We start from the raw sequence: 15,268 nt of genomic DNA, 5'->3' as shown, positions 1-15,268 counted from the left end.
GCCCGGTTAGCCATAGAGCCCACATAGGCTCAACCCGGCTAAACCCACTCACCCTTGCGCACCAACGGCTCGGCTGTTCCATCGGCGGCCACACCATCCACATCCATCTCACCCGACCCAATCATCCAGTCGACATGGATCAAACTGGCATTCGCGCCCAACGCCGCCAGTTGCTCCGCATCCATCTTTTCGCCGCCGATCAAGCACGTCGAATAAGCCTGTCCCAGCGCAATATGGCTCGCCGCATTCTCATCGAACAGCGTATTCCAGAACAGCACACCACTCTGCGCAATCGGCGACGAGTGCGGCACCAGCGCCACCTCACCCAATCGTCGCGCCCCATCGTCCGTACTGATCAGACGATTCAACACATCCTCACCAGCCGTCGCCGTGGCCTCGACAATCCTGCCGTCTTCAAATCGCACCGCAATATTTTCAATCAATGTCCCCTGGTGCGACAGTGGCTTGGACGCCCTGACCGTCCCATCCACGCGGTCCTTGTGCGGAGTCGTAAAGCACTCCTCGGTAGGAATATTCGGCTGACAATAAATCCCATTCCCCGCAGTCGTCCCACCACCGGCCCAAAGATGATCATCCGCCAACCCAACGGTCAAATTCGTCGTCCCATCTTGCGATTTGAAGTGCAACGCCGAAAACCGCTTCGCATTCAGCATCTCCATACGCTTCTTCAGCCGCGCACCATGCTCCTGCCACTCAAGCACCGGATCATCCACCGCCACGCGTGAGGCCACAAAGATCGCCTCCCAAAGCTTCGCAACTGCGACCTCCACCGGCTCGCCCGGAAACACCAGCTTCGCCCACTCCGGCGTCGCACACGCAACGATCGTCCAGTTGATCTCGTGCCGCGTAATCAACTCCATCGCCGGCTTACCCGCCTTCGACGCCGCAACATTGGCCCGCGCCACCTTTGCCGGATCCTGCTTCGCCAGCAGCGCCGGGTTAGTTCCCGCAATCGCCAACCGAGCCGCTCCACTCCGGAAACCCTCTGCAATCCCATCCTGCAGCCACTTCGGTGCATGATCAAAACTCGCATCCGCGCCATACTCGAACCGCGCCAGCACACTCGGATCATCCGCATAGAATGTCGTCACCAGCAGCGCCCCTGCTTTATACGCGTGTTCGGTGATCCGCCGCACCAACGGCAACGCCTCCATCGGAGCGGACATGATCAGCTCCTGTCCAGCGCGCAAGCCCAGCCCGACCTTCACCGCGACCTCTGCCAGCCGATCCAGCTTCTCTTCAAACGTGAGATCCGCGAACTTCATCACTGGCGACTTTGAAACCATCTCCGCAACACTCATAACATCTCCTCGCAACACCAACTAAATCTCGTTAAAAACACTCTGGAAGTCGTAGCATCCGGACCGCGACGACAACCACTCCGCTGCTCGCACCGCGCCCTCGGCAAATCCCCGTCGCGAAAACGCCTCATGCGTCAGCACCAGACGGTCTGCGTCGCTCGCAGCAATCAGCGAATGCAGTCCCATCACATCGCCGTCACGCTTCGACTCAACCGGCACCGCAGTCGCACCAGTCGCAGCCTCCACAACCTTAGACAAACTTATCGCGGTGCCAGAGGGCGAATCCAGCTTGCTCGCATGATGCGTCTCCGCGATCGAAAACGCATACCCCGCCTTCTTCAGATCTTCCCCCATCGTCTTTGCGAGGCGCAGCATCACCTGCACACCGATGGAAAAGTTCGTTCCATACAACAATCCCGCCTGTTTCCGCTCCGCCAACGACTTCATATCCGTCAGCTTGTCATACCATCCCGTCGTCCCAATCACCATCTTTGCGCCCGTCGCCAGGCAAGCCCGCATATTCTGAACCGCCGCCTCTGGCGTAGTGAAATCAATCACCACATCGAACCCCGAAACAAACGGTGGTGTCAGCGCCGAGGCTCCCGCATTCTCCTTCGCATCCAGCACATTCACGCTATGGCCCCGTTCCGCGGCAACCGATGCCACCAGCTTGCCGGTCTTCCCCATTCCCAAAACCAGAACCCGCATATATGCCTTCCTAAGTCTTGCTCTCTAGCTGAACCCTGTTCGCAACATCGAACACCGTCTCATCCGGGTTCGCAAAGAAGTGGTTGTGCAAACTGCGCACCGCCTCCTCTACATCCTCTTCATCGATCATGAAACTCATATTGATCTCGCTCGCTCCCTGCGAGATCATCCGCACATTCACATGGCTGATCGCCGAAAACACTTGCCCCGCAATGCCATTGTGCCCACGAATATCCTCTCCAACCAGGCAAACGAGTGCTTTATGCCCTTCCATCTTCACGTCCGCAATCTTCGCCAGCTCCGCGCAGATCTCCGGCAGTTGCTGATTGCTGTCCACCGTCAGCGAGATACTCACCTCACTCGTCGAGACCATATCAATTGCGCACTTCCACTTGTCGAAGACATCAAACACAGCTTTTAGATATCCATGCGACATCAACATCCGGCTCGCGACGACATCAATAATCGTCAACCGCTTCTTTGCCGCGATGCTTTTGAACGGACTCGCGCACTTCGCCGCCATCGCTGTAATCTTCGTGCCTTCATTCTCCGCATTGCGCGAGTTCAGCACCCACACCGGAATGCTCTTCTGCACGGCAGGCAGAATCGTCGCCGGATGCAGAACCTTCGCGCCGAAGTAAGCCAACTCGGCCGCCTCCTCAAAGCTGATCGTCTTCACCCGCAGCGCGTCCGGGCAGATCCGCGGGTCGGTCGTCATAATGCCGTTGACGTCTGTCCAGATCTCAATCGCGCCTGCATGCATCCCGCCACCCACCAGCGCAGCGGTGAAGTCACTCCCCCCACGCCCCAGCGTAGTGGTCACACCCTCCGCCGTCGATCCGATAAATCCGCCCATCACCGGCGTCTTTCCAACTGCAACCAGCGGCAACACAATCTCCGCCAGCTTCGCTTCAATCGCAGCATCCTGCGGCACCGCCTTGCCGTAGCTTGCATCGGTAATGATGCAGCTTCGAGCATCCACATGTGCGCCCTGCAGCCCGTGCTGATCCAGCGCTTCCGCCATCATCCTGCTCGACAACCTCTCGCCAAAGCTCACAACCAGATCATTCGTACGCGGAGTCAGCTCTCCCACCGCCGCGATCCCACGCAGCAGATCGTCCAGCGCATCGAACTCCTGGTGCAACACCTGCTGAACTCGGACGCACCGCTCCCCCTCAAGCAACGCGGTCGACGTATCGATGTGCCGGTGCCTCAACCGAGCGCCAATCGCCAGCGACCCAGCCTTGTCACCGCGTCCAGCCGCAGACGCAGCAGACAACAACAGATCCGTCACCTTCGCCATCGCCGATACCACAACGACAGCCTCCAGCCCCTTCTCCCGTCGTCCGCGAACGATCGCCGCAGTCCGCTTCATGGCCGGCGCATCTTCCACTGACGTGCCGCCAAACTTCATCACGACCAGCTTCTCTCGCGCTACACTCAAGCCGTCACCGCCACGGCCCTGGCCGAAAACCTCTCCAATGGAACGCCCAACTTATCCAGTTTGCCCAACAACGCCAGCACCTCCGCGTTCAACACCGCTGCGCCTGCGGCTCCGCGAATCGTATTGTGCGACAACACCACAAACTTCCAATCCAACAAAGTGCACTCGCGCAAACGTCCCACCGTCGCCGCCATCCCATGCCCGCGCATCCTGTCCAGCCGAGGCTGCGGCCGGTCCACTCCCTCGGCATACTCCACCGGCTGATCAGGAGCGGTCGGCAGATGTTGTCCCTCCAGCGGCAAAAACTCTTTCCACGCCGCCAGAATCTCCTCGCGCGTAGCCTTCTTCTTCAGCTTGATGCTCACGCACTCCGTATGTCCATCCTCCACCGCAACCCGGTTGCAATGCGCACTCACCTTCGCATCCAGCAACTCGATCTTCGAGCCCTTGCGCTCCCCCAGCAGCTTGCCGACCTCTTCCTGCAGCTTCTCCTCTTCATTCTTGATGAACGGCACAACGTTCCCCAGAATGTCGAGCGATGCCACCCCCGGATAGCCCGCGCCGCTTACCGCCTGCATCGTCGAAACGAACAAGCTCTCAATGCCAAACTTCTCTTCAAGCGGCTTCAGCGCCAGCACCAGCCCAATCGCGCTGCAGTTAGGATTCGTGACGATATACCCGCCGCGCCCGCCATGCTCGTTCCGCCAACTCTGCGTCTCCAGCAGCGCAAGATGATCCGCATTCACCTCAGGCACCACCAACGGCACATCCGCCGTCATCCGAAACGCGCTGGAGTTCGAAATCACCGCGCATCCCGCTGCCGCAAACTGCGGCTCCAGCTCCCGCGCAATATCCGCATCCAGCGCGGCAAAGATAATCTTTGGCAGCTCAATCGCCGAGCCCTCAGGAACATTTGGCTGCAACGTCATCGCCGCGATTCGCTTTGGCAGTGGAGTATCCAGCTTCCACCTGCAAGCATCGGCGTACGTCTTCCCAGAGCTGCGATCGCTCGCCGCCAGCCACGCAATCTCGAACCACGGATGATTGCTCAAAAGTTGAATGAATCGCTGCCCGACCATTCCGGTCGCGCCAAGAATGCCAACCCTGCGTCGTTCCATCCACTAAGAATAACGCGCCGGCCGAACACCGTCACTCATCACATGCCGACCAACGGTAGGGCCAGGCAGAAGACCCAGCAAAAAGGGTATACAAGTCACGAAGTGACCGCCCTCCGCGCAGGAGGCCCGTCCGGCAGGACGTTCTCTAATTATCCCGCCGCCGCGAGCGCGTCATCCGGTGCCCACCGCCCGCCCACACCAACAAGGCCACCAGCAGATGGAGCAGAAACCAGAAGTGAATCCCCTGATCCTGATAGATCAGATACAGCACCAGCGCCCTTGGCAGCAGTAGCCAGAAAAGCAGAGGAACCAAGCCCTGGAAGTGTGGTGGTGTCAGATCGAAGTGAAACGGCCCCAGCAACCCCTGAAACCAAGCCACGACCATCGCCAGCCGTGGCAGAAACAGAGCAAACACCAGAAACCAAAGCGGCAGCGCATGTACCACGAAGGCCAAATCAACCGTAAACTGCGCCGAATGCTGTGCCGCCAACACCGCCAATCCTGCAATCATCCCGCCTCCGTAGCTGTCCTTTGATTTTTTTCGCGATCAACTTCTACTTCACGCTGAAACTGAAGTCCGCCTTCGTCGTTCCCTTCGGCTCAACCGTCACCGTCATCGTCTGCTCGCCGAGCTTCTCGTGCACCGCCGCCAAAGTATACGTCCCCGCCGGCAATCCAGTGATCCCAAAATGTCCATCGGCATCCGTCACCGCAAAAAACGGCGTCGCCGACACATTGATAAACGCGTTCATCCAGGGATGGTTATTGCATCGCACCGGAATCATCACCTCCGGCTGATTGAACTGCTTCACCTGCGGCGCGCCCTTCGGCCCCTGCGAGATATCGATCGGCTGACTTCCCACCACCGTCGGCATCGTATGAATGTTGTGCATCGTCGAGTCTGAGTTCCTGAACTCCACCGACCCGCCCCGCACCACTGCGATCACATGCGGCACATACTTGCATCCCACCTGGTCCAGCACCACCGGAGCAGGCGTCGGCCCACCCGCCAGCATCGCAGCCGGAGGCCCGCTCTTGATATACACGTACACATTCCCGAGCTTGCCACCCTTCACCGCATACTGCTCCGCAAAGTTGTCTCCCGCAGTCATCGAGCAAACCGGATCCATCGACATATCGATCTTCACAGGCTCCGGAGCCTTCCCAGCAAAACGGATCGTCCCCGTCACCATTCCCAGCGTCGCCTTGTCGAACTGAACAGTCGAAGCCGGAGGAGTGGTCGGCACCGTCGCCGTGTTTCCATCCCCGCTATGCTTCACTGCGTCACTCGGCTTACATCCGCTCAACCCTGCCGCTGCAATCGCGGCGGCCATCAACCAACCACAAATCCGCCTCATACCACCTCACACAACCGATCCTTTGTTGAGAACCTCAGAGTTGCATCAAACACCCAGACTTAAGCCGCCGCCACTGGAGCTTCCATCGCCTCCACCACTGCATCCGCAAACGCCTTCGTCCCGCTCGTGCCGCCAACATCTTTCGTTAGCGTCTTACCCTCGCGATAGACCTGCTCCAGCCCAGCCTGCACACGCTCCGCAGTCGACGGCTCATCGATGTGATGCAGCATCAACACCGCGCTCTGCAGCAACGCCGTCGGGTTCGCCATATCTTTCCCCGCGATATCCGGAGCCGACCCATGCACCGCCTCAAAGATCGCGCACTCCGTCCCCAGGTTCGCCCCTGGCACCAACCCAAGCCCACCCACAAACGCACTGCAAAGGTCGCTCAGAATATCCCCATACAAATTCTCAGTCAGCAAAATGTCGTACTGATAAGGATTCATCACCAACTGCATACATGTGTTATCAACAATGTGCTCGTGGTACGCGATCTCCGGAAAATCCTTCCCGACCGTCTGACAGCACCGAAGAAACAGGCCATCGGACAGCTTCATGATGTTCGCTTTATGGATCGCATGAATCTTCTTCCGCCCATGCTTCCGCGCATAGTCAAACGCAAACTTCGCAATCCGTGTCGAACCCTTCTCCGTAATAATCTTCAGCGCCTGCACCACCCCCGGCACCACCTCATGCTCCAGCCCGGCGTACAGATCCTCCATATTCTCGCGCACAATCACGAGATCCAGCCCCGGATACTTCGTCTTCAAACCCGGCAGATTCTTCACCGGCCGAAAGTTCGCAAACAGCTCAAACTTCTTCCGCAGCGTCACATTGATCGAAGCGAACCCTCCACCAACCGGCGTAGTCACCGGCCCCTTCAGCGCCACGCGATTCTTCTCGATCGAGTCATACAACACCTTCGGAATGTACTCACCCGTCTTCTCGAACGCATTCGCCCCCGCGTCATATGGGTGCCAGTCAAACGCCACACCCGTCGCCGCACCCGCGGCCTCAAGAATCTTCACCACCGCGCCAGAGACCTCCGGGCCAATCCCATCTCCCGCAATCAAAGTAATCCTGTGCGTCTTCTTCGTTGCCGTCATTCCCTACCGCCTTTTCTTTAGGTCTTTTCCATTCAGAAGCTCTTCCAACTCTTCCTTGAACTCGCGAACATCCTTGAAGTCCCGATACACACTCGCGAACCGAATATACGCAACCGTATCGATCTCCTTCAGCCGCGACATAATCAACTCGCCAACCTCATTGGTCGTCCGCTCTCGCTCCGGAGAATCGACCACATACGCCTCGGTCTCATCTACGATCCGTTCCAGATTCACAGCGGCGACCGGCCTCTTTTCGCAAGCATGCAGCAGCCCGCTCAGCACCTTCTGCCGGTCGAACTTCTCCCGCCGTCCATCTTTTTTCACCACCATGTAGGGGATCTCGTCGATCCGCTCATACGTCGTAAATCGCTTGTTACAGCCTTCGCACTCCCGTCGCCGGCGTATCGAATCGGCGTCTTTACTCTCGCGTGAATCGACAACTCGGTCCTGGGCAAAACCACAGTAGGGGCACTTCATCGGAATAAATCGATTCTAGCAGCGCGTGTCCTGCCAGACGGGCGCCCTGCGCGGGCGGCGGTCACTTCGTGACGGGTATACCTGTCTCGGCAAGTCGTCAGCAAAGATCCTCCCGTTGGTCGGAATCACGATCGCCGACCAACGGGAGGCCCAGCGCCCTTCACTCACCGCAAAAAGGTACACAAGTCACGAAGTGACCGCCGCCCGCGTAGGGCGCCCGTCCGGCAGGACATCGCCTTCTACCCCTCCACCACCGCAGCCCCAGCCGCCTCGCTCTCCTGCGCCACCTTCTTCAAGCTCACATGCTCCACCCGCGAATAAATCAACCCAGTAGGAATGATGCAAAGAAAAGTCACCACCAGCAGTAACGCTCCGCAAGCCGTAGCAGCCTCTATCGGCGCACCATAAAACGTATGCATCGCCGCAGCCGTAATCGCAATCTGAGTAAACCACCCAATGATCGGCAGCTGCACCAAAGACCCGCCAATACTCGCCGCCATCAGCAGCATCGTCCGCGAAAACGTCACCCCTGCCAACTCAGGCGTATGCACAAACGCATGCGCCGTCTCCAAATAAGCGAACCCAATCATCATCCATATCGTCAGCGACAGCAGCGTCACCACACCAAAGTCCCGCGCCGAAGACAACGCATTCAGCCCATCCCGAAACCCGACGATCTTCGTAGCGATACTCTCTCCAGCAGACTTCGAAACCAGCCCCACCGTCCCCCGTGCGAATGACGCCACCGTCCCACCCGCAACCCGCACCACACCCGCAAAGATAGCAATCGCCAGCGTCGCCGCCATGCTCAACACGCCTGCCCGCACGAACACCTCATGATGCGGCAGCCCCTTAGGAGTAAACGCCAGCGCTCCAGAAAAGATAAGCGCAGCCGCGCCCAGATCAAACATTCGCTCAATCGTCCAAACCGCCACCTGGGAACTCAAGGACAGATTCTCCCGCCGCGATATCAGGTACGGCCGAGTGAAATCAGCCAGCCGCCCAAACAGTGCCACAGCCGTAAAGCCAATAAACTGCGAACCCACCAGGGAAGTGGCCGCAACCTTCTTCGTCGGCGACAGAAACACCGACCACCGCACCGCCCGCAGATAAAACGTAACGTAAATCAGCACAATACCCGCAACGATATGTCCCAGGCTCACATACCGAAGCTGTTGCCAGAAGTTGGCCCAGTCAAACTGCACCTTGGCCCGAAACAACCACACCAGCACCACCAGCGCGACTGCGCCGACTCCCCACACCACTCCATTACGCTTCGTCATCAATCTCTCTCTTGGTCTGTAGCCTGTGCTGTCTTACCGTGCCTGAGCGACCATTGCCATCTGCTTCCGCCGGTTGAACTCGCGAATCACTCTGGCCACATACGCCCGCGTCTCGCGATACGGAGGCACCCCGTGATACTTATCCACCGCACCCGGCCCGGCGTTGTAAGCCGCCAGTGCCAACGCCACATTGTCGTGATAGCGCGTCAGCATCAAATCCAGATACGCCGTACCGCCCGAGATATTCTGCTCCGGACGAAACGCATCCTCCACGCCCATCGCACTCGCAGTCCCTGGCATCAGCTGCATCAAACCCTGCGCGCCCGTCCGCGAAACTGCCCTTACCTGTCCGCCACTCTCTGCCCTCACCACACTCGCCAGCAGATCCTCATCAATGTTGTGCGCTGTTCCCGCATGCGCCAACATCTCATGCATCTCTTCCTTCGTCGGCGCGATCATCAACGTTACCGCAGACGGCGCCTTCACCTCCGCCACGGGTTCCGGCAAATCCGCGATCATCTCCACCCGAACCACTGCATCCGAAGCGACGTCCATATAGTTCGAATCGGATGCGGGCTTACCTCTCTCAACAAAGTAAAGACGGACCCGGTCCCCAACTGCCTCCCGCCGAACGCAATCCACCTCGAACCCGTTCTTCAGCGTCACATGCTCAGCCGCGTGCGCCAGCGGGCACACCGCCGCCAACGCTACGCCGAACACAAACGCTTTAAGACACATTGCCACCTTCAAAGCCTAACACCCTCAACCCTCCACCGACCCGATCTAAACTCCCACTATCGTGTCACTGGCAGACCGTTCAACACCGCTTCAATCGCCTCCGCCACACCGTCCTCATCATGCCGCCGCCCCATCACCCACCCTCTCTCTGCAGCCATCGCCTTCAAATCCTCCGGAGCGTTTCCCATCAACACCGCCTGCCCCGCAACCTCCAGCATCGAAACGTCATTCCAGTTATCCCCAATCGCCAGAATCTCCTCCGCCTTCACCCCATGCGTCTCCGCCAGTCGCAGCAGCGCCGACCCCTTGCTGCACCCCGCCGGCAAAATATCCACGATACTCAAATCCCGCTCCGGATACTCCGTCCGATGCAGCGCCGCCTCCGCGCCAACAGCCCTCCCCTGGGGAGAAATTCCACCCTTAATCCGCCCAATATCCTCCAACCGCCCCACTTCATCCTTCCCGAGCGGCGTAACCCCAACAGCCGACACCCCCGGATGCTCCAGCAGCCGCGCCTCCGCCCGCCGCATCCGCTCCACCGTCCCGCAAAGCATCATCTGGATCGGCGCGTGCCCCTCCAGCGCCTTTTCAATCGGCACCACACATTCGATATAAGGCTCATTCGCCGCCACCCACCTGCCGATGCTCGCGTTCAGCTCCGCCAGATGCTCCACCACCAGTGCCCCCCGCACATCCTCCCCATCGTCGCCCACCTTATCGAAGGTAACCACCAGCGCATCGCGAAACTCCTCCACATGTCCACATAGCCACCGTGCCGTTTCCACCGGCAGCAACGTCCTCTCCAGCAGCTGCGCCCCAATCGTCCGCGTCACCGTCCCATTCGAGCTGATCAGCGCATCCTCTTCCCGCAGACCCAGCCCGCGCAGCACCTTCATCGCATAAGAGTGCCGCCGCCCCGTCGCCACCACCACACGCACACCAGCCGCCTCCGCCGCCTTCATCGCAGCCAGATTCCGCTCACTGACACGCCCATCCGGCCCCACCAGCGTCCCGTCCATATCCACTGCGATTAATCGCATTTGAACCTCGATTTCAGTGCATATTCTCTCATTCGTCACGCATAAAAATCCATAAACCATTCATTATCTTTCATTTACCGGAAATTCACGTGACATTCACGCACCACCCGGGAGACACTGGAAGCAGGCACCACAAAGGCTTGTTTATGTTTCACAAAAATGTACTAACCTCCCTCGGGAGCATCTCACCGCAGCAAATTCCAGCTTCTAATCCCCAGCCCACCAATCGAATTGCGCTGGTTCCACCCGGAGGCGAAGCTCCGCCCCACAAGAAACCATCCCCGCTCCTCGACCTGATCGCCATCGCCGCACCGCGCTGTTCTTCGTTCTTCGCAGAGGCGGCTGTCCTCGTCCTCGTCCTGGCTCTCCTCGACCGGTTCATGCTCAAAGGCCGTATGGAACTCAACTGGGTCATCAGCGCCTTCGCCATCAGTTTCGCGCTTCTCGTCGCCAGCATCGTCACGGACTTCTCGTCCCGCCGTTGGCTCCAGCGCCACTGACGATCTGATCACGACACCCTAGTCACGAGTCTGATCGCAAAGCCTCACGCGGTCTGACCAGAATCATCGATCAAGGCGAATCTCACTCATCAGTCTTTAACCTGTTGAGAATGCGTCTTTTCGCCCAAGGTATCCGTTAGCATCTAATATATGGCCGTTATTGCTTCGCTCGAATGTTCTCGTTGTCGTCACCACGTCACCGCCGAAACTCCTCAAACTCTCTGCCCCCTCTGCGCCGGCTCCCTCTACGTCCGCTACGACATGGATAAGCTCCGCCACACCGCAAAGCGCGAAGACATCGCCGCCCGCGCCGCAGCCTCTCCAGCGAGTCTCGGCATGTGGCGCTACTCCAGCGTCTTGCCAGATGTAACCCCCGTCACCCTCGGGGAGGGCTGGACCCCCATGCTCCACAGCAAGCGCTACCCCGGCCTCTACATCAAGGAAGAAGGCGCAAACCCCACCGGCACCTTCAAGGCCCGCGGCCTCTCGCTCGCCGTCACCATGGCGAAGCACTACGGCCTCCAGCATCTCGCCGTCCCCTCCGCAGGCAACGCCGCTGGAGCCCTCGCCGCCTACGCCGCCGCAGCAGACATCAAGGCCCACATCTTCATGCCCCAGGACGTCCCCTTCGCCAACTACCTCGAAGGCATCGTCTACGGAGCCGACGTCACCATGGTCGATGGCCTCATCTCCGACTGCGCCCGCATGGTCGCCGAAAACATCAAAGCCCAGCGCGACGCCAACACTCCCGCCAACCAGGTCTGGTTCGACATCTCCACCCTCAAGGAGCCCTTCCGCGTAGAAGGCAAAAAAACCATGGGCTACGAACTCGTCGAGCAGCTGGGCTGGACCTACCCCGACGCGGTCTTCTATCCCACCGGCGGCGGCGTCGGCCTCATCGGCATGTGGAAGGCCTTCGACGAAATGGAGCAGTTAGGCTGGGTCGAGAAGGGAAGCAAGCGCCCAAAGATGTACGCCCTCCAGGCCTCCGGCTGCGCTCCCATCGCCAAAGCCTTTGACGAACACAAGCCCGCCAGCGAGTTCTTCGAGAACGCGGCCACCTTCGCCGCCGGCCTTCGCGTTCCCAAGCCCTACGGCGACGCCATCATCCTCGACATCGTCCGCCAATCCGGTGGCAAAGCCCTCGCTTTTTCAGACGAAGAGATCTTAAGCAGCATTCTGGACTGGGCCAAACACGAGGGAATCTTCCTCTCCCCCGAAGGAGCCGCCGCCACCGCGGCCTACGACGCCCTCCTCGCCACCGGCGACCTCAATCCCACCGACAAGGTCGTCCTCTTCAACACCGGCGCCGGCCTCAAGTACACCGACATGACCGCGGAAGCCATGCACCTCAAGCGCCCCAGCGAAAAGAAAGCCCATCTCCCCAGCAGTATGCCGGTAGGAGGCATCATCACCCCACAGTAAGCCCATTCCGACCAAAGGGAGGACCCACGCACATCACCCACCAAGACCGGTACACACGTCACGAAGTGACCGCCTCCCGCGCAGGGAGCCCGTCCGGCAGGACTCACGAAACAGGATAGAGCGCGCCATCCCGCCTACCCGAGCGCCTTCACAATCTGCGTCACACTCCGAACCCGCCCCATCATCGGAAACACATTCTTTATCGGGAACTCATGCGCCTCCGCGCTCACGCTCGACATCGCATCCTCGGCGAACACCACCTCATACCCCTGATCGAACGCAGCCCGCGCGGTAGACTCCACGCCAAAATTAGTAGCGATCCCGCCAATCACGATCGTCTTGATCCCACGCCGCCTCAAATGCAGTTCGAGATCGGTCCCATAAAACGCGCCCCACGACCGCTTCTTCACAATCAGATCCTCCGCCTGCACCCCGGCCTCCGGAACAAACTCAGTGGCATTGGGCGGCGGCGTGCCTCGCATCAACGGCGTATCCACCGGCAGCTGCAGCATCTCCGGAATCAGCACCTTCACGAAAATTACCGCCGCGCCCTTCTTCCGAAACGTCTTCGCCAGCCCAGCGCACCGGCTCACCACATCAGCCGAGCTATACGGCGCCAGATCCATTGCCGCAATGCCATACTCCAGATCGATCAGCACCAGCGCCGTCGTCTTCGGATCAAGAACAAGATCGCTCACAGAACCCCCTTGGTATCTCTCGATGTAAAGATGCGAAAACTTCGCAGCGAGGCTTCTTCACAAAAAGGAAAACAGCCCTGTTTTGCAGTTAAGTTTGTTCTTTGGATGTTGTTCTTCTGTCGTGGCTGTTGCCTGTTCTTCTGTCGTGGCCGTTGCCTGTTCTTTTGTTTGTCATTCCGCACCCTGAGCGAAGTCGAAGGGGGAGGAATCTGCGGTGGCCGTTGCCGTTGTCTTTTCTAAAGATCCGCGTCCTCGCCGAAGATCAATATCAGCCCTTCAGTGTGACGGACAGGCTCCTAGAGACTTGCCTCCGCCGCATCCACCGTCGGGAAGGTCTTCAAGACTTTGTGCACCTTCGTCATCTCCAGCAGCGACTCAATCCGCTCATTCGCCCCCGCCAGCAGCAACTTCCGCCCATGACTCTCCGCCGACACGTAGTAGTTCATCAGTAGCCCCAGCCCGGCCGAATCCATATACGGACTCTCGCTCAGATCCACAATCATCACCTGCGGCGTCTGTCCGCGAAACTCATTCTGAAATCCGAAGATCGTAGACAGGGTCAGCGGTCCAGCGAGCTTCAGGATCGTCGTGCCCTCGCTCTTTCCGGGCGTAAAACTATGAGTCAAAGGTTGATCAAGCATGTTTGAAAGTGTAGCAAGCCTCCCCGGCCGCAGATTACAGCCGTGTAAATCCTGCAGACCCGCTCGCCACTCCCAAAACAAACGCCACACTCCGACTCGAACATTCACAATTACGTTAGAGATCGACCACCACTTTACCCAGAGCACCGGACTCCACCAATGCATGGGCAGCATCAAGATCTGTTCCGGCAAAGGGTCGTTCGTTCATCATCGGCCTCAGCTTACCGTCATCAACCAGCGCCGCCGCCTCGCGAAGAATCTCCCCATGATGCGCCTGCCCCACTCCCGTTAGCAGAGGCATCAGCGTAAACACACCCGAGTACGTCGCTCCGCGAAACGAAAGCGGAGCCAGGGAGTGCGTGCTCCATCCCAGGCAACTCACCACATGGCCGCTATACCTCTTCACTGCAACAAACGATGCGTCAATCGTCGCACCGCCCACCGTGTCATACACAATATCGAAGCCCTCACCATCGGCATACTGCACGACATATTGCTCCGCCGAAACCGCGCGGTAGTCGATAGCCGTTGCACCAAACTCTTCCACGACTCGTCGCTTCTCCGCCGAAACCGTAGCGAACACCTCCGCGCCAAACGCCTTCGCAAGCTGCACCGCAACATGCCCCACTCCACCCGCACCCGCATGCACCAGCACCTTCTGTCCCCCATGCACCTTCGCGCGATCAACCATGCCCTCCCACGCCGTAATCGTGATCAACGGCAGAGCCGCGGCCTCGCGCATCGAAAGCGACTTCGGCTTCCTTGCAATCAGGTCGGCATTCGCCACCACGAACTCCGCCAGTGCCCCCTGCAGCCCACCCACGCCGCCCACCATGCCATAAACCTCATCACCCGGTCGAAACGCCGTCACCCCCGAACCAACCTCCTCCACCACCCCGGCCATATCCAGACCCAGCACTGCAGGCAACGGCTGCTTTGCATGCGCCGCCTTCCCGGCCCGGATTTTGGTGTCCAGCGGATTCACGCCACTCGCGTGCACGCGCACCAGTACCTTCCCCGCCGAAGGGACAGGGCGGGGAAGCTCCACCTGCGAAAAAGCTGCTTCAGGACGTTCAACGACATAAGCGCGCATTCAGTTCTCTCAATCTCGTGAGCAATCTTGCAGCTGACCTGTACAACTATCGAAAGGCCACAAACGTTTGATTCGGCGGCCTCCAAAACGGTCCGGCCACCTCCAGCCGAAAGCTGTCAACCCCCAAACTCACCAATCCCCGCGACAGACAAGCCGATTCGCTCCTGAGCAGAGTCGAATGACGCAAACACCAATTCTGCCCTCAAGCCGTTGCCGCCATGGAATCTGTCCTCAAGCCGTTGCCGTCATCCTGAGCGGAGCGAAGGATCCCGATGAACTCTAACCTGCCCTCACCGCTCGTCCCTTTCAGCCCACCC

At 59.1% G+C, this 15,268-nt stretch carries 16 protein-coding genes; 2 read left to right on the top strand and 14 right to left on the bottom strand.

The window, feature by feature from the left end; translation table 11 throughout:
• Positions 1-38 precede the first annotated feature (38 nt).
• The 11 genes from RBB81_RS22880 to RBB81_RS22830 form a co-directional block, all read right to left on the bottom strand.
• Positions 39-1,322 carry an aminopeptidase gene (locus RBB81_RS22880; protein WP_353072272.1) on the bottom strand — a complete coding sequence of 428 codons (1,284 nt, stop codon included), beginning with the start codon at positions 1,320-1,322 and terminating at the stop codon, positions 39-41.
• Between the two features lie 21 nt (positions 1,323-1,343).
• Positions 1,344-2,030, bottom strand: a complete 687-nt coding sequence (gene dapB / locus RBB81_RS22875) for a 4-hydroxy-tetrahydrodipicolinate reductase (protein WP_179585505.1) — start codon at positions 2,028-2,030, stop codon at positions 1,344-1,346.
• Between the two features lie 10 nt (positions 2,031-2,040).
• Positions 2,041-3,444 carry a lysine-sensitive aspartokinase 3 gene (gene lysC, locus RBB81_RS22870; RefSeq protein ID WP_353073970.1) on the bottom strand — a complete coding sequence of 468 codons (1,404 nt, stop codon included), beginning with the start codon at positions 3,442-3,444 and terminating at the stop codon, positions 2,041-2,043.
• A 26-nt stretch (positions 3,445-3,470) separates the two neighbouring features.
• Positions 3,471-4,592, bottom strand: coding sequence for an aspartate-semialdehyde dehydrogenase (asd, locus tag RBB81_RS22865; protein ID WP_353072271.1), 1,122 nt, complete (start codon positions 4,590-4,592; stop codon positions 3,471-3,473).
• 145 nt (positions 4,593-4,737) lie between these two features.
• Positions 4,738-5,103 carry a hypothetical protein gene (locus RBB81_RS22860; RefSeq protein WP_179585501.1) on the bottom strand — a complete coding sequence of 122 codons (366 nt, stop codon included), beginning with the start codon at positions 5,101-5,103 and terminating at the stop codon, positions 4,738-4,740.
• Positions 5,104-5,146: 43 nt separating this feature from the next.
• Complete coding sequence (locus RBB81_RS22855) at positions 5,147-5,950, bottom strand: beta-sandwich domain-containing protein (protein ID WP_353072270.1); 804 nt, start codon at positions 5,948-5,950, stop codon at positions 5,147-5,149.
• A 59-nt stretch (positions 5,951-6,009) separates the two neighbouring features.
• Positions 6,010-7,056: an isocitrate/isopropylmalate dehydrogenase family protein gene (locus RBB81_RS22850; protein WP_353072269.1), complete on the bottom strand. Its 1,047-nt coding sequence runs from the start codon at positions 7,054-7,056 to the stop codon at positions 6,010-6,012.
• A gap of 3 nt (positions 7,057-7,059) precedes the next feature.
• Positions 7,060-7,533: a transcriptional regulator NrdR gene (nrdR, locus tag RBB81_RS22845; protein ID WP_179585495.1), complete on the bottom strand. Its 474-nt coding sequence runs from the start codon at positions 7,531-7,533 to the stop codon at positions 7,060-7,062.
• A gap of 239 nt (positions 7,534-7,772) precedes the next feature.
• The gene (locus RBB81_RS22840; protein WP_353072268.1) at positions 7,773-8,816 is read right to left on the bottom strand and encodes a lysylphosphatidylglycerol synthase transmembrane domain-containing protein; all 1,044 of its coding nucleotides are present in this window, start codon (positions 8,814-8,816) and stop codon (positions 7,773-7,775) included.
• A gap of 33 nt (positions 8,817-8,849) precedes the next feature.
• Positions 8,850-9,554: a lytic transglycosylase domain-containing protein gene (locus RBB81_RS22835; RefSeq protein ID WP_183792854.1), complete on the bottom strand. Its 705-nt coding sequence runs from the start codon at positions 9,552-9,554 to the stop codon at positions 8,850-8,852.
• A gap of 56 nt (positions 9,555-9,610) precedes the next feature.
• Positions 9,611-10,594: an HAD family hydrolase gene (locus tag RBB81_RS22830; protein ID WP_353072267.1), complete on the bottom strand. Its 984-nt coding sequence runs from the start codon at positions 10,592-10,594 to the stop codon at positions 9,611-9,613.
• Positions 10,595-10,740: 146 nt separating this feature from the next.
• Between RBB81_RS22830 and RBB81_RS22825 the strand changes: the two genes are divergently transcribed.
• Together RBB81_RS22825 and RBB81_RS22820 are read left to right on the top strand one after the other, a co-directional pair.
• Positions 10,741-11,094, top strand: coding sequence for a hypothetical protein (locus RBB81_RS22825; protein WP_353072266.1), 354 nt, complete (start codon positions 10,741-10,743; stop codon positions 11,092-11,094).
• Between the two features lie 150 nt (positions 11,095-11,244).
• Positions 11,245-12,519, top strand: coding sequence for a threonine synthase (locus RBB81_RS22820; protein ID WP_353072265.1), 1,275 nt, complete (start codon positions 11,245-11,247; stop codon positions 12,517-12,519).
• 134 nt (positions 12,520-12,653) lie between these two features.
• On the opposite strand, the gene RBB81_RS22815 is transcribed toward RBB81_RS22820, so the two are convergent.
• The 3 genes from RBB81_RS22815 to RBB81_RS22805 form a co-directional block, all read right to left on the bottom strand.
• On the bottom strand, positions 12,654-13,217 hold the full coding sequence (locus tag RBB81_RS22815) for a hydrolase (RefSeq protein ID WP_183792846.1): 564 nt from the start codon (positions 13,215-13,217) through the stop codon (positions 12,654-12,656).
• A 296-nt stretch (positions 13,218-13,513) separates the two neighbouring features.
• Positions 13,514-13,858: an STAS domain-containing protein gene (locus RBB81_RS22810; protein WP_179585481.1), complete on the bottom strand. Its 345-nt coding sequence runs from the start codon at positions 13,856-13,858 to the stop codon at positions 13,514-13,516.
• Between the two features lie 115 nt (positions 13,859-13,973).
• A complete protein-coding gene (locus RBB81_RS22805; protein ID WP_353072264.1) occupies positions 13,974-14,951 on the bottom strand; it encodes a zinc-dependent alcohol dehydrogenase family protein in 978 nt (325 codons plus the stop codon).
• Positions 14,952-15,268 lie beyond the last annotated feature (317 nt).

This window comes from Tunturibacter gelidoferens (assembly GCF_040358255.1).
Classification (GTDB): domain Bacteria; phylum Acidobacteriota; class Terriglobia; order Terriglobales; family Acidobacteriaceae; genus Edaphobacter; species Edaphobacter gelidiferens.
Note: the sequence above shows the minus strand (reverse complement) of the source record. Positions and strands in the feature narration are given on the sequence as shown.

What these genes read in the sequence shown, in the direction of transcription:
- RBB81_RS22880 (WP_353072272.1), bottom strand. Translation starts at nt 1,322, where the DNA reads ATGAGTGTTGCGGAGATGGTTTCAAAGTCGCCAGTGATGAAGTTCGCG.
- dapB (WP_179585505.1), bottom strand. Translation starts at nt 2,030, where the DNA reads ATGCGGGTTCTGGTTTTGGGAATGGGGAAGACCGGCAAGCTGGTGGCA.
- lysC (WP_353073970.1), bottom strand. Translation starts at nt 3,444, where the DNA reads ATGAAGTTTGGCGGCACGTCAGTGGAAGATGCGCCGGCCATGAAGCGG.
- asd (WP_353072271.1), bottom strand. Translation starts at nt 4,592, where the DNA reads ATGGAACGACGCAGGGTTGGCATTCTTGGCGCGACCGGAATGGTCGGG.
- RBB81_RS22860 (WP_179585501.1), bottom strand. Translation starts at nt 5,103, where the DNA reads ATGATTGCAGGATTGGCGGTGTTGGCGGCACAGCATTCGGCGCAGTTT.
- RBB81_RS22855 (WP_353072270.1), bottom strand. Translation starts at nt 5,950, where the DNA reads ATGAGGCGGATTTGTGGTTGGTTGATGGCCGCCGCGATTGCAGCGGCA.
- RBB81_RS22850 (WP_353072269.1), bottom strand. Translation starts at nt 7,056, where the DNA reads ATGACGGCAACGAAGAAGACGCACAGGATTACTTTGATTGCGGGAGAT.
- nrdR (WP_179585495.1), bottom strand. Translation starts at nt 7,533, where the DNA reads ATGAAGTGCCCCTACTGTGGTTTTGCCCAGGACCGAGTTGTCGATTCA.
- RBB81_RS22840 (WP_353072268.1), bottom strand. Translation starts at nt 8,816, where the DNA reads ATGACGAAGCGTAATGGAGTGGTGTGGGGAGTCGGCGCAGTCGCGCTG.
- RBB81_RS22835 (WP_183792854.1), bottom strand. Translation starts at nt 9,554, where the DNA reads ATGTGTCTTAAAGCGTTTGTGTTCGGCGTAGCGTTGGCGGCGGTGTGC.
- RBB81_RS22830 (WP_353072267.1), bottom strand. Translation starts at nt 10,594, where the DNA reads ATGCGATTAATCGCAGTGGATATGGACGGGACGCTGGTGGGGCCGGAT.
- RBB81_RS22825 (WP_353072266.1), top strand. Translation starts at nt 10,741, where the DNA reads ATGTTTCACAAAAATGTACTAACCTCCCTCGGGAGCATCTCACCGCAG.
- RBB81_RS22820 (WP_353072265.1), top strand. Translation starts at nt 11,245, where the DNA reads ATGGCCGTTATTGCTTCGCTCGAATGTTCTCGTTGTCGTCACCACGTC.
- RBB81_RS22810 (WP_179585481.1), bottom strand. Translation starts at nt 13,858, where the DNA reads ATGCTTGATCAACCTTTGACTCATAGTTTTACGCCCGGAAAGAGCGAG.
- RBB81_RS22805 (WP_353072264.1), bottom strand. Translation starts at nt 14,951, where the DNA reads ATGCGCGCTTATGTCGTTGAACGTCCTGAAGCAGCTTTTTCGCAGGTG.